15 protein-coding genes and 5 pseudogenes are annotated in these 19,885 nt (G+C 56.5%); 11 read left to right on the forward strand and 9 right to left on the reverse strand.

The genetic code is table 11. From position 1 onward, the window contains the following. The 6 genes and pseudogenes from ACVWZU_RS12435 to ACVWZU_RS12460 all read left to right on the forward strand — a co-directional run. A pseudogene (locus ACVWZU_RS12435) lies at nucleotides 1-130 on the forward strand (RNA-guided endonuclease TnpB family protein); the annotation flags it as partial. A 22-nt stretch (nucleotides 131-152) separates the two neighbouring features. Beyond that, nucleotides 153-583: pseudogene (locus tag ACVWZU_RS12440) on the forward strand (ATP-binding cassette domain-containing protein); the annotation flags it as partial. 95 nt (nucleotides 584-678) lie between these two features. Next, nucleotides 679-1,506 carry a TlyA family RNA methyltransferase gene (locus ACVWZU_RS12445; RefSeq protein WP_457445200.1) on the forward strand — a complete coding sequence of 276 codons (828 nt, stop codon included), beginning with the start codon at nucleotides 679-681 and terminating at the stop codon, nucleotides 1,504-1,506. 43 nt (nucleotides 1,507-1,549) lie between these two features. Further along, nucleotides 1,550-1,975: a hypothetical protein gene (locus ACVWZU_RS12450; protein WP_457445202.1), complete on the forward strand. Its 426-nt coding sequence runs from the start codon at nucleotides 1,550-1,552 to the stop codon at nucleotides 1,973-1,975. 354 nt (nucleotides 1,976-2,329) lie between these two features. After that, nucleotides 2,330-2,506, forward strand: a complete 177-nt coding sequence (locus ACVWZU_RS12455) for a hypothetical protein (RefSeq protein WP_414332524.1) — start codon at nucleotides 2,330-2,332, stop codon at nucleotides 2,504-2,506. A gap of 112 nt (nucleotides 2,507-2,618) precedes the next feature. Further along, a pseudogene (locus ACVWZU_RS12460) lies at nucleotides 2,619-2,720 on the forward strand (copper amine oxidase); the annotation flags it as partial. A 108-nt stretch (nucleotides 2,721-2,828) separates the two neighbouring features. On the opposite strand, the gene sat reads toward ACVWZU_RS12460, so the two are convergent. From sat to ACVWZU_RS12475, 3 genes are all read right to left on the reverse strand, one after another. Further along, entirely contained in the window at nucleotides 2,829-4,019 is a 1,191-nt protein-coding gene (gene sat / locus ACVWZU_RS12465; RefSeq protein ID WP_414382635.1) for a sulfate adenylyltransferase, read from the reverse strand. Between the two features lie 166 nt (nucleotides 4,020-4,185). Beyond that, entirely contained in the window at nucleotides 4,186-4,551 is a 366-nt protein-coding gene (locus ACVWZU_RS12470) for a hypothetical protein (RefSeq protein WP_457445205.1), read from the reverse strand. Nucleotides 4,552-4,691: 140 nt separating this feature from the next. Then, nucleotides 4,692-5,474, reverse strand: coding sequence for a ParA family protein (locus tag ACVWZU_RS12475; protein ID WP_457445207.1), 783 nt, complete (start codon nucleotides 5,472-5,474; stop codon nucleotides 4,692-4,694). Nucleotides 5,475-5,605: 131 nt separating this feature from the next. Here ACVWZU_RS12475 and ACVWZU_RS12480 point away from each other — a divergent pair, with 131 nt between their 5' ends. From ACVWZU_RS12480 to ACVWZU_RS12500, 5 genes are all read left to right on the forward strand, one after another. Beyond that, nucleotides 5,606-6,892: a glucose-1-phosphate adenylyltransferase gene (locus ACVWZU_RS12480; RefSeq protein ID WP_457445209.1), complete on the forward strand. Its 1,287-nt coding sequence runs from the start codon at nucleotides 5,606-5,608 to the stop codon at nucleotides 6,890-6,892. A gap of 135 nt (nucleotides 6,893-7,027) precedes the next feature. Then, nucleotides 7,028-8,800, forward strand: coding sequence for an ABC1 kinase family protein (locus tag ACVWZU_RS12485; RefSeq protein ID WP_457440655.1), 1,773 nt, complete (start codon nucleotides 7,028-7,030; stop codon nucleotides 8,798-8,800). A gap of 48 nt (nucleotides 8,801-8,848) precedes the next feature. Further along, nucleotides 8,849-9,217 (forward strand): hypothetical protein, encoded by a 369-nt coding sequence (locus ACVWZU_RS12490; RefSeq protein ID WP_457445211.1) that lies wholly within the window; start codon nucleotides 8,849-8,851, stop codon nucleotides 9,215-9,217. A gap of 178 nt (nucleotides 9,218-9,395) precedes the next feature. Next, nucleotides 9,396-9,725 carry a YggT family protein gene (locus ACVWZU_RS12495; protein ID WP_011432695.1) on the forward strand — a complete coding sequence of 110 codons (330 nt, stop codon included), beginning with the start codon at nucleotides 9,396-9,398 and terminating at the stop codon, nucleotides 9,723-9,725. A gap of 75 nt (nucleotides 9,726-9,800) precedes the next feature. Further along, the gene (locus ACVWZU_RS12500) at nucleotides 9,801-11,165 is read left to right on the forward strand and encodes a cytosine deaminase (protein ID WP_457445215.1); all 1,365 of its coding nucleotides are present in this window, start codon (nucleotides 9,801-9,803) and stop codon (nucleotides 11,163-11,165) included. 719 nt (nucleotides 11,166-11,884) lie between these two features. Here ACVWZU_RS12500 and ACVWZU_RS12505 read toward each other — a convergent pair. The 6 genes and pseudogenes from ACVWZU_RS12505 to ACVWZU_RS12530 form a co-directional block, all read right to left on the reverse strand. Then, nucleotides 11,885-15,247: a Swt1 family HEPN domain-containing protein gene (locus ACVWZU_RS12505; RefSeq protein ID WP_457384856.1), complete on the reverse strand. Its 3,363-nt coding sequence runs from the start codon at nucleotides 15,245-15,247 to the stop codon at nucleotides 11,885-11,887. Between the two features lie 38 nt (nucleotides 15,248-15,285). Then, entirely contained in the window at nucleotides 15,286-15,858 is a 573-nt protein-coding gene (locus ACVWZU_RS12510; RefSeq protein ID WP_457445213.1) for a Uma2 family endonuclease, read from the reverse strand. 37 nt (nucleotides 15,859-15,895) lie between these two features. After that, nucleotides 15,896-16,468: a Uma2 family endonuclease gene (locus ACVWZU_RS12515; RefSeq protein ID WP_457445217.1), complete on the reverse strand. Its 573-nt coding sequence runs from the start codon at nucleotides 16,466-16,468 to the stop codon at nucleotides 15,896-15,898. 47 nt (nucleotides 16,469-16,515) lie between these two features. After that, on the reverse strand, nucleotides 16,516-17,163 hold the full coding sequence (locus ACVWZU_RS12520; RefSeq protein ID WP_414329080.1) for a Uma2 family endonuclease: 648 nt from the start codon (nucleotides 17,161-17,163) through the stop codon (nucleotides 16,516-16,518). A 307-nt stretch (nucleotides 17,164-17,470) separates the two neighbouring features. Continuing rightward, nucleotides 17,471-18,730, reverse strand: a pseudogene (locus ACVWZU_RS12525) (hypothetical protein); the annotation flags it as partial. After that, nucleotides 18,724-19,623 (reverse strand): annotated as a pseudogene (locus tag ACVWZU_RS12530) (DEAD/DEAH box helicase); the annotation flags it as partial. The pseudogenes ACVWZU_RS12525 and ACVWZU_RS12530, both read right to left, overlap by 7 nt. Nucleotides 19,624-19,885 lie beyond the last annotated feature (262 nt).

A 19,885-nucleotide genomic window follows, 5' to 3' on the forward strand; every position in this document is an offset into this window, starting at 1 on the left:
TTTGAATGGTGCGAATGTGATTGCGCTTTTGGGGGCTGTCGTAAACCAGCCTAGAGGTCCGGGCTTGTTTTGTTCTCTGGTAGAGCAGAACAGGCCCAGGGCTACTGAAAGCCCGCTCCGTACCGCTTAGCGGTCGGAGCCGGGTAGTTTACGCCGTCCTCTGGGATGAGGTGAAAGACAAGCTGAAGATGAGTGGGCTCTCCCTTTCGGGGGGACAGCAGCAGCGTCTTTGCATTGCCCGCACCTTGGCCATCCAGCCGGAGGTTATCCTGATGGACGAGCCCTGTGCCTCGTTGGATCCAATCTCCACGTTGCGCATTGAGGAGTTGCTCAAGGAACTGGGCCGTCGCTACACGATCATTATCGTTACCCACAACATGCAGCAGGCAGCGCGGGTCTCCGACTTTACCGCCTTCTTCAACACTGACCGCCTTCTTCAACACTGACCGCCTTCTTCAACACTGAAGTCGACGAAGAGGGGGTTCGCTACGGACGGATGGTGGAGTTTAACCGTACCGAGAAAATCTTCAACGCTCCCGCCCACCGGGAAACGGAAGAGTACGTGAGCGGACGGTTCGGCTAATCTGCTGTTGGCGATCCCTCAATTCTGGTCAGTTGGGATCCCGCTCGCCTATTCTAATGGGCGGGAAGATCTATGCAAGGTGAGGCACCGGCGAGATGGCCAAGCGGGTGCGTCTGGATAGCTGGTTGGTGGAGCGCGGATATTTTTCCTCACGCCAGCAAGCGCAACGCTCCATTTTGGCAGGAGAAGTCTTTCTAAATGGGGTGCGGGCGGAAAAGCCTGGAACCTGGGTGAGCGGGGATCCAGCGGTGCAAGTCCAGTCTGGGCCTGCTTTTGTCTCACGGGGGGGAGAAAAGCTACAGGGGGCGCTGCAAACTTTTCCTGTTCAGGTGCAGGGTCGTATTTGTTTGGATGCGGGCATTTCCACAGGAGGTTTTACAGACTGCTTGTTGAAACGGGGAGCCCAGCGGGTCTACGGAGTGGATGTGGGCTATGGGCAACTGGCCTGGTCTTTGCGAACCGACCCACGGGTCATCCTCAAGGAACGAACCAATCTGCGCTACCTGCAGCCTGTCGATCTCTACGGAACGGAGGTGCCTACTCCAAGCTGGCCAGATCTGGCAGTGGTGGATCTCTCTTTTATTTCCCTAACCAAGGTGTTGGATCCTCTCTGGAACCTGTTGCGCCCGCCGCGGGAAGCTTTGTTGCTGGTGAAGCCCCAGTTTGAGGCGGGCCGAGACCAGGTGGGTAAAAAGGGGGTGGTACGGGATCCGGTTGTCCATGCCCGCGTGCTGGAGACGGTGATGCGCTCGGCCGTGGCCCAGGGCTGGCAGGTGCAAGGCTACACGTGGTCGCCCATCACTGGCCCTGCCGGCAATATCGAGTATTGGCTCTGGCTGGCCGAAGGAGAAGGGATCCCTCTCCCCAGCGGCAGTGCGCTACAACAGATGAGCGAGCAGGCGAGAGCGACTTTACATGCATAAATCGTCGATTTTGTCAATAAGCTAATGTGCTGGATTGAGGGAGATGAGCCAAAAAATTGAAGAATTATTTCAGGAAGGGATTCGGCGCTATGAATCCGGGGAAGCGGCCAAGACGTTAATTCCCTCTTTTGAGTCGATCTGTAAGGGATCCCCAAAGGCGGCGGCGGCTTGGACGTGCTTGTCCTGGCTCTACCTTCTGGAGGGGCAGGCGGAAAAAGCTCTGAAGGCCACCCAGACTGCTGTGAAGTTGGATCCGGTGGATGCCCAGCCCCGTGTGAATCTGACCCTAGCCATGCTGGAGCTGAAAAAAACCGGGGTACGCCAGCAGGTGGAGGCCATTAAGCAAATCTTGGCACGGGATCCCGAGCAGATTGAGGGTGTCAAATCCAACCTGCAAGAGGGAGGGAACCGCCGTCCTGCTTGGCCCCACTTGAGCAAGATTTACAACTGGCTCTTTGAAGAAGATTAAGTGACCCTATTCCTTGTTTTGCAACAAGACTTTAGGAAAATCTAGAGCTTTTTATTTTAATCTACAACTCTTAGCGATGTTCTCATGGAGTTGGTGCTAAACTTCTTGTACCCAATAGCAATATGGGATCCATTTATCGATAGGGGTTAGCTCTCGTCGCTTCTCTTCCCCGGCCTCAGTTGATTGATGAGATTGAACTCCGGGCTGGCGCGAGATGCTTAGCTCGGCGGTGGCTGCACTTCATTATATTGCAGTGGTGTTGCACTGCCGCCGCTTCCATAGCCACTGAATCGAGTCCCGTTTTCCAACCTCACTTTTTTGACCCCTTTGACTGCAGATGGGAGGAACTTTAAGATGAACCGTCAGACCGTTTGGGTTAAGAGCGATACCCGAAACCACCAAGGCTATTTCATTCCCCAGTGTGAGTATACTTTGGTCGAGGCCGACCAAAACGGCTGGGCGCTGATCTGTGCGGACAATGCCCGCTGCTATTATGTGGATCCCGAACAACTCTGGTTTGAGGCGGGATGAGAACTGTTGCTGCCTATTCAGGGCTGCTTGACTTCGAGGGAGTTCTGTAGAAACGCGGGCTCCCCATCATACATTCTCCCCATGCCGTTGGGCAGGGGTTTTTTCATAGGATGAGGATTGGCCCGTCATGCCTGTGCACAGAACGGGCTTTAGGCTGGTACCTTGGGGCTTCTTCGACCGCAACCCGACAATCAATCTAGCGGAGCCGGCCTGATACTCGACTGGAATCTGGTTCAAGTTCAACTTTCAATACAACTTTCAATACAGAGGGTCTGGTCTGTCCCAGGCCCTTTTTGACTGCCACTTAGGGAGATTCCCAGGGTTAACCCCGCTCTCGCATGGCTTCGGCCAGCAGCCGGGCCACTTCTGGTCGAGAAAACTCCGGCGGGGGCACTTCACCGCGGCGCAGCATTTCCCGCACCTTGGTACCTGAGAGGTGAATGCGCTGGTGAGGCTGGCTGGGGCTGGTCTTGGCCGTGGCCATGGTGCCGGTGACGGTGCAATAGAAAGCATGTTCAAACTTCAAGGGAATGATGCCCAGCTCTCCCGGCTGGAACTCATCAAAAATGTGTTGGGCATCGTAGGTGCCGTAGTAGTTCCCCACCCCGGCGTGATCCCGCCCCACAATGAAATGGGTACAGCCATAGTTTTTGCGAATGAGAGCATGGAAAATAGCCTCGCGGGGGCCGGCGTAGCGCATCGACGCAGGGTTGATGGCCAAGATCACCCGCTCCTTGGGGTAGTACTTTTCGATCAACACCTCGTAGCAGCGCATACGCACATCGGCGGGAATGTCGTCGCTTTTGGTAGCCCCCACCAGCGGGTGCAAAAATAGCCCGTCCACAATCTCCAAGGCACATTTTTGGATGTATTCATGGGCGCGGTGGATGGGGTTGCGGGTTTGGAAGCCTACAATGGTTCTCCAGCCTCTTTCCCGAAACAGTTGCCGCGATTGGGCCGGGTCAATCTGGTAGGCCGGAAAAAGAGGGTGGGGATCCCGCTGCAGGAGGGTGACGGGGCCGGCCAAATAGACGGATCCCTGCTCGTAGAGCACCTTTACCCCTGGATGTTGCTCATCGGTGGTGCGATAAACTTGCCGGGCTTCGCGGGTTTTGTCGTAGGTAAATTTCTCCGTCAGCTCCAGTAAGCCCAGGATCTTGCCCTCGGCACTGGCCAAGGCAATCATTTGCCCCTCTTTCAGACCCGCTGCTACTTCCGAGGAGACCGGCAGGGTGACCGGCAGCGACCAAGCCAAGCCATTGGCCAGGTGCATTGTTTCCAGAACGGCCTGGTAATCTTCCCGCCCCATAAACCCCGTTAGCGGGCTGAAGCCCCCAATGGCGATCATCTCCAGATCCGATTGGGCCCGCTCGTCGAGATAGAGGATGGGGCAATGTTCGGCTTTGGAACGCAGCTCCTGCGCCTGCTCAGGCGGGGCAATGCGGTTGATCAGGGTGCCCCCGTGGGGCGGAATGGCATCACCAGCAGGGAGAGTCGATGGAGATTGGCTCATGAGAAGGGCACTGAGAACAAAGGTTATCCAATCCAATATCCAGCTATCGAATCCCGGATCTCCAGGAAGCAGGGAAAAAAGCACAGGTCGGGCTGAAAACAGGAGGGAGCAGAACAGATGGAGACCCCATCCAGGCTCACACCCTCAGGGATCCCTTCCATCCCAGTCAATCCAACAAATAGGGGGGCATGCTTTCATCGGTGGCTGATACATTGTCGAAGATGGGCCGATTCATAATCTTCTTTTGCGCGTGCAGAGGCGAGGATTGGGGTTTGGGCTGAATGGGGGCTTGTCCTCTGGGGTTCTGTAACTCCTGGATGGTTTTAGCCCGCTCGTCTGCGACCGCTTGCAACTGCGCCAGCGCCTTTTGCAATTCGTCCCGATGGGCAGTAACCTGCTGCAATTGAGCTTGCAGGGTAGAGACTTTGTTTTGGTAGTCTTGCAAGAGTTGTTGAGCTTCGGCCAGTTGGCTTTTGAGGGCTGCAATTTCCGGCAATTCTGGGGTTGGTTCTGGGGGAGACTGAGAAAACATCGTTGTCGGCTCCTCGCCTGTGGGAGTAGACTCTGCGGAGGTGGGCTCTGAACTGGTTTTAGCACCGGCCTTGCGCCGAATTCCGCCGGAGCGGCGGGAAGTTTCCCCCGACGAAGGAAAGAGGCTACGGTCAGATCCGGTCACAAGAGCACCTCGCGTTCAACAAACTGCAGCAGCCGCTGACACACCGCCGATCCAGGCCGATAGTCCATCACCGTCAAGCCGTAGTCAAAAGCAATGCGCAAATCGCTGCTATCTGGAATAGTAACGGGTGAAAGCACATCCGCAAAAATCTGTTGCGCTTGCACATACAATTGCCCGGTATGGGATCCCGACCAAATGCCCCCCGGCAGATAGCGGTCATCCAGCATTGTCAAAATGGCGCGGGCTTGGCTTAGCTGGCCTTTCAGGGCCTCAATGTAGCGCAAGGTTACTTCCGTGCAGGAGAAATCGGCGCGGTTGAGCCGTGTCGGGATCAACACCCGCTGGGCCACCCGCAGGGCATTGGCGGTGAGGGCATTCAGTTCTCCCGGCGTATCGAGAAAGATGAAGTCGTAGTCCGGCAGCAAGGGATCCAGTTGGCGCTGCAATAGATTCTGCCCCATCTCTCCAGCAGCAGCCAGTTGGGCCGCCACTTCCGCCATGGTGCTGTGGGAGGGCGCCACATCCACTCCCTTGTCGGTGCAGTAGATCACCTCTTCCAGAGGACGTTGGTGTTGCGGGTGTAAGCTGGCCCAAACCGTTTCCGGTGCCGGCAAGGATCCGGCCCCTTCCAGGTAAAGGTTGCTGGCGGTGGCCTGGGACGTGAGATCGATGAGCAAAACTCGGTATCCCCGTTGGGCCGTCAACTGAGCCGCGTGGACGCAGAGGGTGGACTTGCCGGTGCCCCCTTTGTTGTTGGTAAAGGCCAGGATACGCGCCATCAGCTCTCCCTGCATTCTGTCTTGCCAACTTGTTCCCCTTCCCGAGCAGCTTGGCCAGATTGGACAGGACAGTCGTTGAGGTGGCCCCGCAGCAGTCTATGCTATTGGGTGTAGCCTGGTGGAGGACAACCATGCGCGATGTACTGGCGATCATCTTGGGAGGTGGGCGTGGCACCCGACTTTATCCCCTGACCAAGCGCCGCGCTAAACCTGCTGTGCCCCTGGCCGGCAAATACCGCCTCATCGACATCCCGGTCAGCAACTGCATCAACTCCGACATCGAAAAAATCTACGTCCTCACCCAGTTCAACTCGGCCTCTCTGAACCGCCACATCGTCAACACCTACCGCTTGTCTCCCTTTACAGGCGGCTTTGTGGACGTTTTGGCGGCCCAACAAACCCCTGACAATCCCGATTGGTTCCAAGGCACCGCCGATGCCGTTCGCCAATACCTCTGGCTGATGGACTCCTGGAAGCCGCGGGACTTTCTCATCCTATCTGGGGATCACCTCTACCGCATGGACTACCGCCCCTTCATCCACCATCACCGGCAGGTGGGGGCCGATGTGACGCTGGCGGTGCTCCCCTGTGAAGAAAAAGTGGCCTCGGGTTTTGGCTTGCTCAAGCTTGGCGAGAACGGTCGCATCGTCGATTTCAAGGAAAAGCCAACAGGAGATCTGCTGAAAGCCTGTCAGGTGGACACCCAAGCCCTCGGCCTCAGCCCGGAAGAAGCCAAAGCCAAGCCCTACATCGCCTCCATGGGCATCTATGTATTCAAGCGAGAAGCTCTGATCGAGATGCTCAAAGTCAAGGAGCACACCGACTTTGGCAAAGAGGTGCTGCCGGCAGCCATCGGCAAGTACCATCTGCAAGCCTACCTCTTCAAGGGTTACTGGGAAGACATCGGCACCATCGAGGCTTTTTACCGGGCCAACCTGGCACTGGTGCAGCAGCCCAACCCGCCCTTCAGCTTCTTCGACAGCGAAATGCCCATCTACACCCGCCCGCGCTTTTTGCCCCCCAACAAAATCCTCGACTCCCAGATTGTCAACTCCATGATCGCCGATGGTTGCATCATCAAAAACGCCCAAATTCGCAACTCCATCATCGGCATTCGCAGCCGCTTGGAGGCCAACACCATCATCGAAAACACCCTGGTGATGGGAGCCGATTACTACGAGTCGGTAGAAGAGCGGCAGGCCAGGCTGGAGGAAGGGATCCCACCGGTGGGCATCGGGGCCAACTCTCACATTGTCAACGCCATCGTGGATAAGAATGCCCGCATTGGGCGCAATGTCCGCATCCTCAACAAGGATCACGTCACCGAAGCGCAGCGGGAAGAGGAAGGGATCTGGATCAGCAACGGCATCGTCACCATCATCAAAGACTCGGTGATCCCGGACAACACCATCATTTGAGGGGGAAACAGGCCGGCCCTGGCCGAGAATGGGGCCGGATGGGGCTGACAGGCCCTTGCGCAGAAACGGCGAGGCTTTTTCTGTTAAGATGGATACCAAGAGCTTCAAAACAAAAGACTGTGAGATCGCTGGAGTGTGTTTAGTAGAACTTCGCCCATTGCCGCTTTGGAAGTTTACGATCCGCAATTGATCTGCCGCTATTACCGCTGGCGCCTGCCCCAAGTGATCGGTCGGGCGCTGGCCATTCTCTGGCCTTTCTTGTGGTTTGTCCTCTGTTTGCGCTGGGATCAACTGTGGGGACACACTGATCGCAATGTGGGACGGCGCTCGGTGCAGTTGCGAAAGCTGCTCACCGACCTGGGGCCAACGTTCATCAAGGTGGGTCAGGCCCTCTCCACCCGCCCCGATCTGGTGCGCAAAGACTACCTAGAAGAACTCACCCAACTGCAAGATCAACTGCCGCCATTTCCTTCCGAGCAAGCATTTGCCCGCATCGAATCCGAGTTGGGCCGTCCGATTGCCGAGATCTTTGCCCAGATCTCTCCAGAGCCGGTGGCTGCTGCCAGTTTGGGCCAGGTTTACAAAGCGCAGTTGCACAGCGGCGAATGGGTGGCGGTGAAGGTGCAGCGACCCCATCTGCGAGAGCAGTTGAGCCTGGATCTGTACCTGATTCGCTGGGCCTCGACATGGCTGGGCCCCTGGCTGCCCTTAAACCTGGGCAGTACTTTGACGGCGGTGGTGGATGAGTTTGGCCGCAAGCTTTTTGAAGAGATCGACTACCTGCACGAAGGGCGAAACTGCGAGCGCTTCGCCGAATACTTCCGCGACGATCCGGATGTGTACGTGCCGCGCATCTTCTGGGCTTACAGCACCCGCCGGGTTCTGACCCTGGAGTGGATCGACGGCATCAAGCTGACGGATGTGGAGCGCATTCGAGCAGCCAACCTGGAGGTGAAACAATTAGTGCGTATCGGGGTGGTTGCTGCCCTCAAGCAATTGCTGGAATACGGCTTTTTCCACGCGGATCCCCACCCAGGTAACTTGTTTGCCCTCACCGATGGCCGTATGGCCTACATCGATTTCGGCATGATGGATCAGCTCACCGAGGAAATGAAGGAGTACTTGGTGGATGCTCTGGTTCACCTGGTGGATCGCGACTACAACGCCCTGATCGATGACTTTATTCATCTGGGCTTTTTGCAGTCGGATGTCGGCCGCCAAGAGCTGATCCCCGCCTTGGAAAAGGTGCTGGCAGACGTGCTGACCCAAGAGGTGGTCAACTTTAACTTCAAAACGGCCACAGATCAGTTCTCCGACTTGATGTACCGCTACCCCTTTCAGGTGCCCTCCCACTTTGCTCTGGTGATCCGCTCTTTGGTCACCCAAGAGGGAGTAGCCCTCAGCCTCTATCCCCAGTTCCGCATCGTCGGTGTGGCCTATCCCTATGTGGCCAAGCGCCTGCTGACGGACGAATCGCCGCGTATTCGCCAACGGCTGCTGCAAGTGTTGATCAAGGATGGTAAGTTCCGCTGGAACCGCCTGGAGAACCTGATTCAAATTGCCCGCAGCGATGGGGGATTGGATTGGTTACCCACCGCCCAAACGGGTTTGCGCTACCTGATGTCGGAAGAGGCCCGCGATCTGCGTCGCCAGTTGGTGCTTTCCCTCACAGAAGATGATCGCCTTCACTTTGAGGAGCTGCAGCGTTTGTGGCAGTTGCTCAGCCCTGAACTTTCCCCAGCTTACCTCTGGCAGGCAACGCTGAGATCCCTACCCTCGACCGGCGATCTGCAACACACGCTTGCCGAGTTGAGGGAGCAGGTGCAAGCCCATCTGGAACATCTCAGCCGCTGGCGGCTACCTCAACCTTGGTCGGATTTGCTGGCAGGAGTGGGACAGGAAAGGTAGAACGGAAGAAGATGACTCAAGTTTATTGTTATTGAGCTGGACAAAAGCGTGGCAGATCAGAAAGGTGACTTCATTGCGGGTGTAGTGACCGGCGCCCTGTTGGGAGGGATCATCGGCGGGGTCATTGGGTTTGTGCTTGCCCCTCGACTCAGAAAGGGATCCGCCGAAGACCAACGCCGGGATCCGGATCGTCTCAACGGCACCTCGGTAGCCCCTGAACGACCGCGCCTCAGTGCTTCGGGTGAGTCGGCCATGTCCAGCGACTGGAGGAAGTGGGAAAATGAGGCAGAACGCATTGCTCAAGCCCGCCGCACTCTAGAGGCCAAGATTGCCGAGTTAAACGAGGCGATTCAGGCCACCCGGGCTCAGTTGCTTGTCAAGGAAGTGCCTGCCCCTGCTGCTGAGGAAAACTCTTGAGCTTGAGCGGGAAGAAGGAACCTCAGGGGTCTCCCGCCCATGTCAAACTAGAGGCGGCAATGGCTTTCTGCCTTGCATCTTTGGATGGGTTGCCATCGGATGTGAGGTTTGCCTCTGCTGACGGCGTTTGGTCTGTCTGACTGATCTGTGTTTTGTTCATTCCCTTCTCTGAACCGCTATGATGCTTAGCCACTTGTTGTCTCCTCTCGCTTGGGTGGACGGCCTCTCCCTGGGGTTGGTCTACGGCACTGCCGCGTCTTTGCTGTTCCGCTCCCTTTACCAGTTCATCGTCATTTACAATGCTCTGCTGATCGTGCGGATCTTGCTGAGCTGGTTCCCGCAACTGAACTGGTCTAACCCCATCCTGTCGGTGCTCAGCCAACTCACCGATCCCTATCTCAACCTGTTCCGCGGCATCATTCCCCCCATTGGTGGCTTGGACTTTTCCCCCTGGTTGGCCTTCATTTTGCTCAGCTTTGCCATGCAGGTGGTGGGCCAGTTTGCCTAGCTGCTGTAGCACTGGATTCATCTGGATAGGCCGGGATCCCTTTACGATGGAGAGCTGCTTTTTTCGTTGCCCGCCATGCAGATCCCCGGCGTTGCCCACTACTGGCTGCTGAATGCTCAGGTTCCCCTGTCGGTACTGAAGGAGGCGGTGCGGGGGGCTGTCCCCAACCGCGATAACCTGGTGTTGCTGGATCTGGAAATCGAAGGGGGGCAGATCCGCCAAATCCAGGCGGCAACAGGGATCCCGCCCCAGGGGATCCCCAGCGTGGATTTGAGGCGGGGCCAGGTGTGGCCCTGTTTTGTGGACATCCATACCCACCTGGACAAGGGACATGTGTGGCCGCGCACCCCCAATCCCGATGGTACCTTTGCCGGGGCGAGGCAGGCCGGCCAGGAAGATTGGGTGAAGATGAAGCAAGCCTATGACGGGGATCCGGAGCAGTTTCGGGAGGATCTCTACCGTCGCTTCAGCTTTGGTTTGCGCTGCAGCTATGCCCATGGATCCCAGGCGGTGCGCACCCATCTGGCCTGTGAGAACCCTCAAGTTATGGGGGCCAACTGGGAGGTGTTTGTCCAGCTGCGCCGAGAGTGGGCGGGCAAGCTGGAACTCCAGGCGGTCACGCTTCTGAGCTTGGATACCTTTCTCACCCCTGCAGCAGAAAAGCTGGCGGACAAGGTGGCGGAAGTGGGCGGGATCCTGGGTGGGGTGGCGGCGATGGGGCCGGAACTGGATCGGCAATTGGATCGGGTGTTTGCCCTGGCCAAGGAGCGGGGCTTGGCTCTGGACTTTCATACGGATGAGACGGATGATCCGGGATCCCTCACATTGAGACACGTAGCAGCGGCGGCCTTGCGCAACGACTTTCCGCATCAGGTGGTGTGTGGCCATTGCTGTAGCCTAGCTGTGCAACCCCCGCAAGTGGCCCACAAGACCATGGCCATGGTCAGAGAGGCGGGGATCGCCGTGGTCAGCCTGCCCATGTGTAATCTCTATTTGCAAGCCCGTAACCCCGGCCATACCCCCCGCTGGCGAGGGGTGACGCTGCTGCACGAGCTGAAAGCCTTGGGCGTGCCGGTGATGATAGCCAGCGATAACTGTCGGGATCCCTTTTATGGCTTTGGGGATCACGACGGCCTGGAGGTGTTCCGGGAGGCCACCCGCATTTTGCACCTGGATACCCCCTATGGGGATTGGCCACAGGCGATTACCACCACCCCTGCCCGCATCATGGGCTTGACCGAGCGAGGGCAAATTGGGGTGGGGCTGCCGGCAGATCTGGTGCTGTTCAAAGGACGTGGCTTTGATGAGCTGCTTTCCCGTCCCCAGCATGACCGAGTGGTGTTGCGTCAGGGGCAGGCCATCGACACGACTCTGCCGGACTACAGCGAACTGGACGACTTGATGGAGAAGGTGGGGACAGCGCTCAGCTCCGAGAAGTAGAGCGGGGTCACAGTCGTTTCAAGTTAGATTAAGACACTTCCCAATTGCTGATACATTCACGCTGAACTCTCCTGAACATGGTTCAGGAAAGAAGCGATCGCATCCTGCCTATCTCTGAGCAGGAAGGCGGTATCCCGCAAAGCCCTGAGGAATACCCCCCGAGCGCTTTCCCCCTTCACTTCCCGGCAACCGTTGCGGTGGACTCAAGGATCAGAGGGAAACTTGGTCTACTATATCCCTCTCAATGACTTTTGCCAAACCGCCTAAAGCTCAGTAAATTCAGCAAAGTTCAGGGTTTTGGGGGTTAGAGGCATGCTCCACGGTGCCGCCCCAGCGTTCCGCGCCGCTGCCACAACCACCACCTCCAGGCAAAGGGAGAGAGCATGACTCTAGTCAATAATAAGCTCAACTATACTGAAAATAATGTATAATATGTTCAGTACGGATTACTACCAGTTGATCTTTCTGTTTACTTTCGAGTCTGCCAACATGGTGGCCAAAGCAAAGCAGAAAATTGGTAGTAAGACGACACGGAAACTGCGCTTTGGGTATTCTACTCAAAGCTTTGCGGGATACCGCCATTCTGGTTGGAAACAAACAGAATGCTATCGCTGCATAGTTGAACAGTGATGTGTGGCTACGCCACGCAAGCGAACAGCAGTGTTCAGCGTAAATGTATCAGCTAGTGCACAATGCTAAGGAAAAAGTTTCATTCCCGCTTAAAAATGACTATGCGGATTGTCCTCGAACTCCAGGGTGCAGAACTTTAAGGTTCGGCAGTTTTCCGCTACCGTGCGCCTCACGCTCTCCGGTAAGCCTTCCGGTATTTCCGCGTCGATTTCCAGGGTAATTTTGACAGTGGCTCCTGGCAGATTGGTCAGGTGCCGGATGACCTCGTCGGCAAGGGTTGCAACATCTCTGTTGACCCGCAGGGGATCCATTTCCACCCTGCCGTAAAATCGCCTCGGCAACGCCGGCTGGGAAACTTGATTTCCTTGATTCGTAACTGGGGAATCCTCCTCGCCGGGGCCAGGAAGAGGCGGAGTGCTGTCTGGGAAGATGCAGGGCGCCTTTGGGGAAGGAACTTGAAGGGCTTCCAATTGACGGCGGGCAACCTCTGGCTTGACCAGCAGGCTGTTGGAACCGATGCTGGGCTTGACTATGGCTGCCACTTGCAAGCCGAGGTATTTGCCTTTGGACTCATCGAAGGCCTCTGCGTAGGCAAAGCTATCCTCCCAAGCAGTTGAGGCTACCCCGTCTTCTACAGCTCTTAGAAGAACGGATGGGTCTTTCAAGCGGGGTAGGTAGAGGTACTGGGCCAGGCATTCCCACAGTCGTTTGAGATCGATGTGATCAGCCTCGCGCCAGAGGAATCTATCCAGCGTATCCAGGCGGAGGGTGATGGCAGAGTAAGCGGTAACCAGATCCCCCTCGTGGACAGCTTTGCGGCTGGCTTGCAAAATGGGGGAATCTTGCCCCTGCAGTCGGCATTCTTTCCACTCTAGACTGCCTTGGGGATCAGGCTGGGCTGGGATCAGCAGCCATTGATAGGTTTCCCGCAGAGCAGCCTCAACAGCAGCCTCGGATTGGTGCAGCTTGGTATTGGCTTGGGCGGTTTGGAAGGCATCTAGGTTGAGGAGATCTTTGTCTTCCAGGATCCCTTTCCAAGCTAGGTATTGGGCGGTATTGCGTTCTAGGCTTTCCAGGCGGGTTTTGTCGGGCGCCAAAAACAGCAGCATGTTCCTGTAGTAGCGGGGGCCGCTGCCGCGACGCTGGAGGGCCTGCTCAGCCCAGACTCGCCCAGGGCTATCCTGGCTACCCCGGCTATGGGAATACTGAGGATGCAGGATCACCAGCCGCACGCCTAAAGTGGGATCGTCGGGAATATCGGCAGTGGAGTCGGGGGCAACGTGAACGGCGCTGAACTCACCGCGATTTCTGTCGGCTTTGAGGCGCCGGATGATCTCTTGGCAGAGGGTGTGGGGCTCGTCCCTCAACAGTTGCTCGGCTCGCTCCTGAGCAGTGCGGTTGACGTTGGGCTGGGTGGAAATCCAGTAGCGACTGCCATCTCCGTATAGGTAAGTTGCCTGGTCGGATAGCCGCCGCAGGGCATCGCCGAAGGTGATGGGGTGTTCTCCCGGTTGCACGCAGCCCAGCTTGATGCGGCGCTCCTCAATGCCGCGGTTGGCGGCCCGCAGGGTGGGGGCGGATCCCATGTAGATGGTGCGGGCAACCCGGCGACAGGCGGAATACCGGCCCAGGTTGGGGTGATCTCGGTCGAGAGTCAGGGGCAGGGAAGTGGGGCCATCCACGTCTTTGTCGATTACCGGCAGCCAGTTGTCGTCTAGGTAGCGGGTCAGCTCTGCTTGTACCTGTTGATCGTCCATGGGGATGTGGGCGGGCAGGATCATCAGGCTGCGGTCATTTCGCTCCCAGAGGGTGTGGATGACCCTGGCCATCAGCCGTAGCACACCGCGGGTGCGTTGAAACTTGTCGAGAGTAGACCAGTCGGAGTAAAGGCGGTCAAACAGCTCTGGGTGAATGGGATAAGCAGCCTTGAGGCGGCGTTCGTAGTCACTTTCTTTGCACTCGCTGGGAAATTCCTGGCTTTGGCTGCGATAGAGATCCATGAACGCTTTCACCACGGCATCCCGCTGCACAAATAGCTCGGGATTGGTGAGGGGCTGAAACAGGCGGCGGCGGACAATTTCAAAGCTTTCTTCAGCGCTCGCGGGCCGCCAAGGGGATTCCACCCGGCCAATGGCATTTCTCAGGCGAACCAGAGCTTCTTTGCCCCGCTCCCCGCCAATTTCGATATCCGAAGAAGGAAGGCTCACCACCAGCAGTGTATCTTTTGCGTTCTTGGCCGATTCGCTCAGGGTTTGGGCAAAGGTAAACTGGGTGTCGAAACTGCCGCCGGCTAGGTCAGGGCTGTCGTGGAGTTGGCGAGCATAGGCCACCCACTCATCGATTAGGATCAGGCAAGGGGCATAGCGGTTGAACAAGACTTTAAGCGCATCGCCGGGGTTGGTGGAAGTTGCGTCGGCCTGCTGCACCCGCGCATAGCCTTCGGCACCTCCCAGTTGCCAGGCCAACTCCCCCCAAAGGGTGCGGATCAGGGGGCGGTTTTGCTGGGCGTGCTCAGGCTTGTAGGAGGGAATGCCGCTGGGCTGGAGCTTGTTCCCCACCAGGACGGCTATCCTGACGTTTTGAGGTGGTCTCTGCAGGCCGACGGCTTGGAGAAGAGACTCTGTGCCGGGTAGGGGGCCCTCACCCCTAGCCCCTCTTCCAAAGAGGTGGTAGAGGGCAAGCATGGCGTGGGTTTTGCCGCCGCCAAAGTTGGTCTGCAACTCTATCACGGGATCCCCCCCTTGGCCGCTGAGGCGCTTCAGGGCATTGGTGAGCAGTTGTTGCAATCCCTCGGTAAGGTAGGTGCGGCGGTAGAACTCGACGGGATCCCGGTACTCATCCGAACCTTCGCCCAGGTAGACTTCCCAAAGATCGGCGGCAAATTCGGCTTGTTGGAAGCGACCTGAAGCCACATCGGGGTGGGGAGTGGCAACCTCGCGCCAGGGCTTGAGGCCAGCCTGGGGCTGACCTTCTGTAGGGGATCCCATAGCGCGACGGCTTTCCCGCTTGGCCTGTTCTTCGAAGCGCAGTCGCAGTAGCTCTTGTTTTTGTTTTTCAACTTCGGCAGCTTGGGGGGCAGCAATGGCGCTCAGCAGTCGGGCAACGCTATCGAGGGCGCGATAGGCATCGTCAAAACCAAAAGTGCAGGTGTGGGCCCAGGTGTTGCGGGTATTGCGCAGCTCGCTGACTAGGGTGCGCTCCGCTTGTCCCAGAGTTTGCCTGAAGACGGTGTTCCACTGCTCCCACATGAGAGTCAGCAGCGCCAAAACATCTTCCTCCAGGATCTGCTCAGGACTTTTGAATTTGGGAGAGCGCTCGGGCAGGTTGTCGGCGACAACTGTCAGCCACTTCTCTCCATGGAAGGCTTGCATCTCCCGCACGACAAAAGGATAAAGCCCCTGCCGCAGAAGGTTGAGGGCGCGTCCAACTCGTTCGTGGTTGCTGATAGCCATAAGTGATTGAATGAAATTGAAGTTAGGGGGTGGGTCGATTATTTCCAGATTAAAGTGAGATCCACAACAAAGCCAGGGAGAACCGGATCCCCAGACAAGCTAGTAGACCGCTCCAAAACTTGCACCAGCTGACCTGGGCGGTAGACGTAAACCCGCTGGCTTTCTGGATCGATCAGCCAGCCCAGTTGGGATCCGTTGTCTAGGTACTCCTGCAGCTTGGCCTGAAGGATAGCCAGCTCGTCAGTGGGGGACTTCAGTTCCAGCACAAAGTCGGGGCAAAGAGGAGCAAAGCGACGACGCTGCTCCGGGGTAAGCTGCTGCCAGCGCTCTTTGGCAATCCAAGCGGCATCGGGAGAGCGGATGGCCCCATTGGGCAGGGCAAAGCCCGCGGAAGAGTCAAAGACAAAACCTAAGTTCTTGCCTCGATTCCACTGCCACAGTTGGCCCAGCAGGTCGGCATTGCGGAATCCAGTTTCGCTGCCTGCAGGGGCCATGGCAATCAGTTCTCCTTGGGCAGTGCGTTCCAGGCGCAGCTCAGGATTTTGCCGGCAAAGCTGTTCGAAAACTTCATCGGTTAAATTCAAAGCCGGTTGCAGGTTGAGGGCAATCATAAGCTTTGCCTGCAGAGCAACTCAGGGCCCGGGGGCGCTACTCCCAGATTAAAGTGAGATCCACAACAAAGCCAGGGAGAACCGGATCCCCAGACAAACTAGCAGGTCGCTCCAAAACCTGTACCGGCTGACCTGGGCGATAGACGTAAACTTGGCCCTTTTGTGGGTCAATTAACCAGCCCAGTTGGGATCCGTTGTCCAGGTACTCCTGCAGCTTGGCCTGAAGGATAGCCAGCTCGTCAGTAGGAGACTTTAGTTCCAGCACAAAGTCAGGGCAAAGAGGAGCAAAGCGACGGCGCTGCTCTGGGGTAAGCTGCTGCCAGCGCTCTTTGGCAATCCAAGCGGCATCGGGAGAGCGGATGGCCCCATTCGGCAGGGCAAAACCTGCAGAGGAGTCAAAGGCTACACCAAGCTGGGTTTGCCGGTTCCACTGCCAGAGCTGGGCGCTGAGGCTCAAGTTTTGACGGCTGCTTTCGCTGCCTGCAGGGGCCGTGGCGATCAGTTCTCCTTGGGCAGTGCGCTCTAGGCGCAGCTCAGGATTTTGCCGGCAAAGCTGTTCGAAAACTTCATCGGTTAAATTCAAAGCCGGTTGCAGGTTGAGGGCAAGCATCATCTTCTTTGGGCAAAACTCTCAGAGTACGTGGCCTATGGCTCGTATTAATTCCCTAAGATGGAGCGTATTTTTTGGCGAAGGGCACGAAGGGCTGGACTTCTACCCAGATCTCGACTTTGGGCCAAGACTTCTGGCACCCACTCTAAAATCGGTAGCTGAGGAAAGGTTGGGCTGGTGGCAGAAGCCTGATATTGGCCGGATTGCAGGATGTAGATGGTTAGCTGGTTGCCTTGATAAACCCAAAGTTCGGGCACTCCTAGGCGGGTGTAAGCCTCAATCTGGGTTTTGGAAGTAACATCCACTTCGATGGCCAGATCCGGAGGCGGGTCAACAGATAGATCCAGCCGATCTTTGCCAATCACGGCCTGGTGATTTTGGATATAGAAGCATTCATCAGGTTCGATCCCGTAGTTCATTGCTTGCTGTTTGAAGGTAGCTGACCCAAAACATTCGCAGTCAACTTCCAGTTCCTCTAGCAAGATTTTGACAATGTCTCCAATGATGGATTTTTCTCGCTCATGCTTGGGTGAGGGCATTCTGATTTCCAATATCCCATCGCTGTAGGCAATGCGGCTGGCTCGCTTTTCGCCCAGCTCATCTAGGATGGCTTCAAAGTCTAACCAATTCAGATTGTGAATCAGCAGGCGCTGGCCGGGTGGGATGGTGAGTTGTCGAAGCTGGAGGGTGACCATCGTCTGGTTGGGTGTAAGGATAGAAACTCTGAGGTCTTTTAGCTTATGGGGGTGTGGGGGTAGCTAAGCCCCGCACTGTACTCGTAGAGTCAGTGTCGGGATACAGATACCCCCACATGGTGTATGATGGGAGTAGTTGCACAAAACGGCTTTTGCCGGAATCTGGTGCAACTACGCGGTAGGGCATTCCGTGTCTGCTCGTGGAGGGTTCTTGCGTAGGCTCCCCGATGAAGCGAGAAGCCCGCACTGTACCCGTAGGGTCAGCGATGGGAGTATGTCACGCTTTGCTTCCCCCAGAGGTAGGGAACTAAAGCAAGCTGGGCTGGAAAGGATCATGCTGCTTTTTCTTCATTTCGGATGCTAGCCGGTTAATTTCCGGCCAGGCAATGACGAGAGTATTATAGGCTAGGGCTTCTTGAGTCCAGCCTTTCTTTTCGCAGAGGGTATAGAGCCGATAGGCCAGATCGCGGGCAACCGCACCTCTATCTCCCAAGGCAGCCAGGAGAGCGGCGGCTCCCATTTCCCCTTTCCGATCGAGGGTGTGGATGAGGGTCTGGGTGATGAGCCAGGCGGAGGAAGCAAGGAGCAAGGAGAGGGAATCTGCTCCCTTTTCTTTTCTCTGGGCTATTTCCTCTCTTCTCAACAACCGCACCTTGCCGGCCTTGGCTTCTAGGATCCCAAGTTCCTCAAGGGACTCAATGCTGACGTTTCTGGCCTTGCTGAGGACTTCTGCTTCCCCGTAGGGGCCTGGCTCAAATTGATATTGGGCAAACCAAGTGGTGGCCCAGCGGCTGCCCTCATCGAGTTCCCCTTCTTGTTCGCTGAGATATTCATCTAGGTACTGGTTGATCAGTTGCAGGGCAGTGCGGACGGTCAGGGGCGAGCCATCGCTTTCCAAAACTGCAGCATAGCGGGAATAGATGGCCATGCCGGGGCCGATGCTGGCTTGGGCCAAGTCCACAGGAGCAATGCTGCCCTGCTGCAGAAGTTTAAGCGCCTTGGGCAGCTCGCGCTTCAGCTCGGCAAGGAATTGGCGACGGGTAGCCTTGGGCGCATCGGCAGGACGAGGACGACAGACCAGGACAATGGAAGAAGCAAGAGCATTGGAGTCTTGACCCCGCATTCGGTTAGCGAGTTCGGTTCGCAGGGGCCAAGTGCCGTCAATGCTGAAGTTGGATTGAATCAGTCCTTCCAGAATCGTTTCCCAACCGGTAGAGACTCTGCCCATGGGTTCTGTGCCGCTAACGCGAACACCCCTAGCCCTTCTCCCAGAGGGGGAGAGGGGAACTGGATCGTCTATATCCTCATCTTCTTCCCCTTGCTCCACTTGGGAGAGAGAATCGGGGGATGAGGAGTCTTCTTCCGTTTGCTTGAGAGCGTAGTAAACTGTAACGGGATAATCGGGATGATTCAGACGGTTAACACGCTGGAAAACTTTGATTAGGCTGGCTTCAAAAAATTCCTTGGCGTTATCCTTACTGCCATGCCGAAAGTGATCCGCCACCATTTCTTGGGCTTTGGGGACTAAAACGGTATTGAAAATGGTGGGATAGATGGAACCATATGAACTCCATCTCGGAATCTCCCCTCAAAGCGATCCCCATCCAGCAAAGCCAAAAAAAGCTGAAAGTCTTCTTCTCTACCGTTGTGGGGAGTGGCTGTCATCAGTAAAAAGTGGCGTGTTAGCTGCGAGAGCAACTTGCCCAGCTTGTAACGCTTGGTTTCTTTGATTTCTCCCCCAAAGAAGGATGCGGAGAGTTTGTGGGCCTCATCAACAATAACCAGATCCCAATCAGTTTGCCTCAGTTTCTCCTGCAGGGCCTCATCTCGGCTGAGCTTATCGAGGCGGGCAATGAGAAGAGGTATCTCCAGGAAAGGGTTGCCAGTTCGGGCGGCTTGAATGCGATCGTTGGTCAAGATCTCAAAGGGCAAATGAAACTTTTGCACCATCTCATCTTGCCACTGCAGCGTTAGACTCCCCGGGCAAACGATGAGACAGCGGTGCAAGTCACCTCGAATCAATAGCTCTCTAACCAAAAGCCCTGCCATGATGGTTTTGCCGGCACCTGGGTCATCGGCCAGCAAAAACCGCAGCGGCTGCCGCGTGAGCATTTCCCCATAGACGGCGCTGATCTGGTGGGGCAGGGGTTCTACCAGAGAGGTGTGAACGGCCAGCAAGGGATCAAACAGGTGCGCCAGCCGAATCCGATAGGCCTCTGAAGCTAGGCGAAATAAGGCGCCGTCTCCCTCGAAGTTGCCAAGGGATCCCTCGGCTACCACCTCTAGGGTTGGCTCTTTATCCCGAAACAGAAGCTCTGAATGGAGACGCCCCTGAGTGTCTTTGTAGATGGCCTCGATGGTGCTGCTGCCGTACCACCTCACACTCACGATGGCAACGGTTTGATTGGGCAGGATCCCTTTGACCTTGGCGCCAGGGGTGAGATCTTCCAGTCGAGCCATAAACTGCGGGTTTCCAGAGCTGCGAGCGGAGCCTGTTCCAGCTCCCCATTGCTATGTTGCGCTCACTTCCAGCTCTTTTCCCACAGCAAAAGTCCCCTTCTTCCATAAAAGGAGACAGCAGTTTGGAGTTGGCAAGCGGCTTCACGACGGTTTTAAGCCGGTTTTAAGTCCTGATACATTTACGCTGAACACTGCTGAACATCACTGTTCAACTATGCAGCGATAGCATTCTGTTTGTTTCCAACCAGAATGGCGGTATCCC

It is taken from the genome of Thermostichus sp. MS-CIW-26, assembly GCF_054059115.1.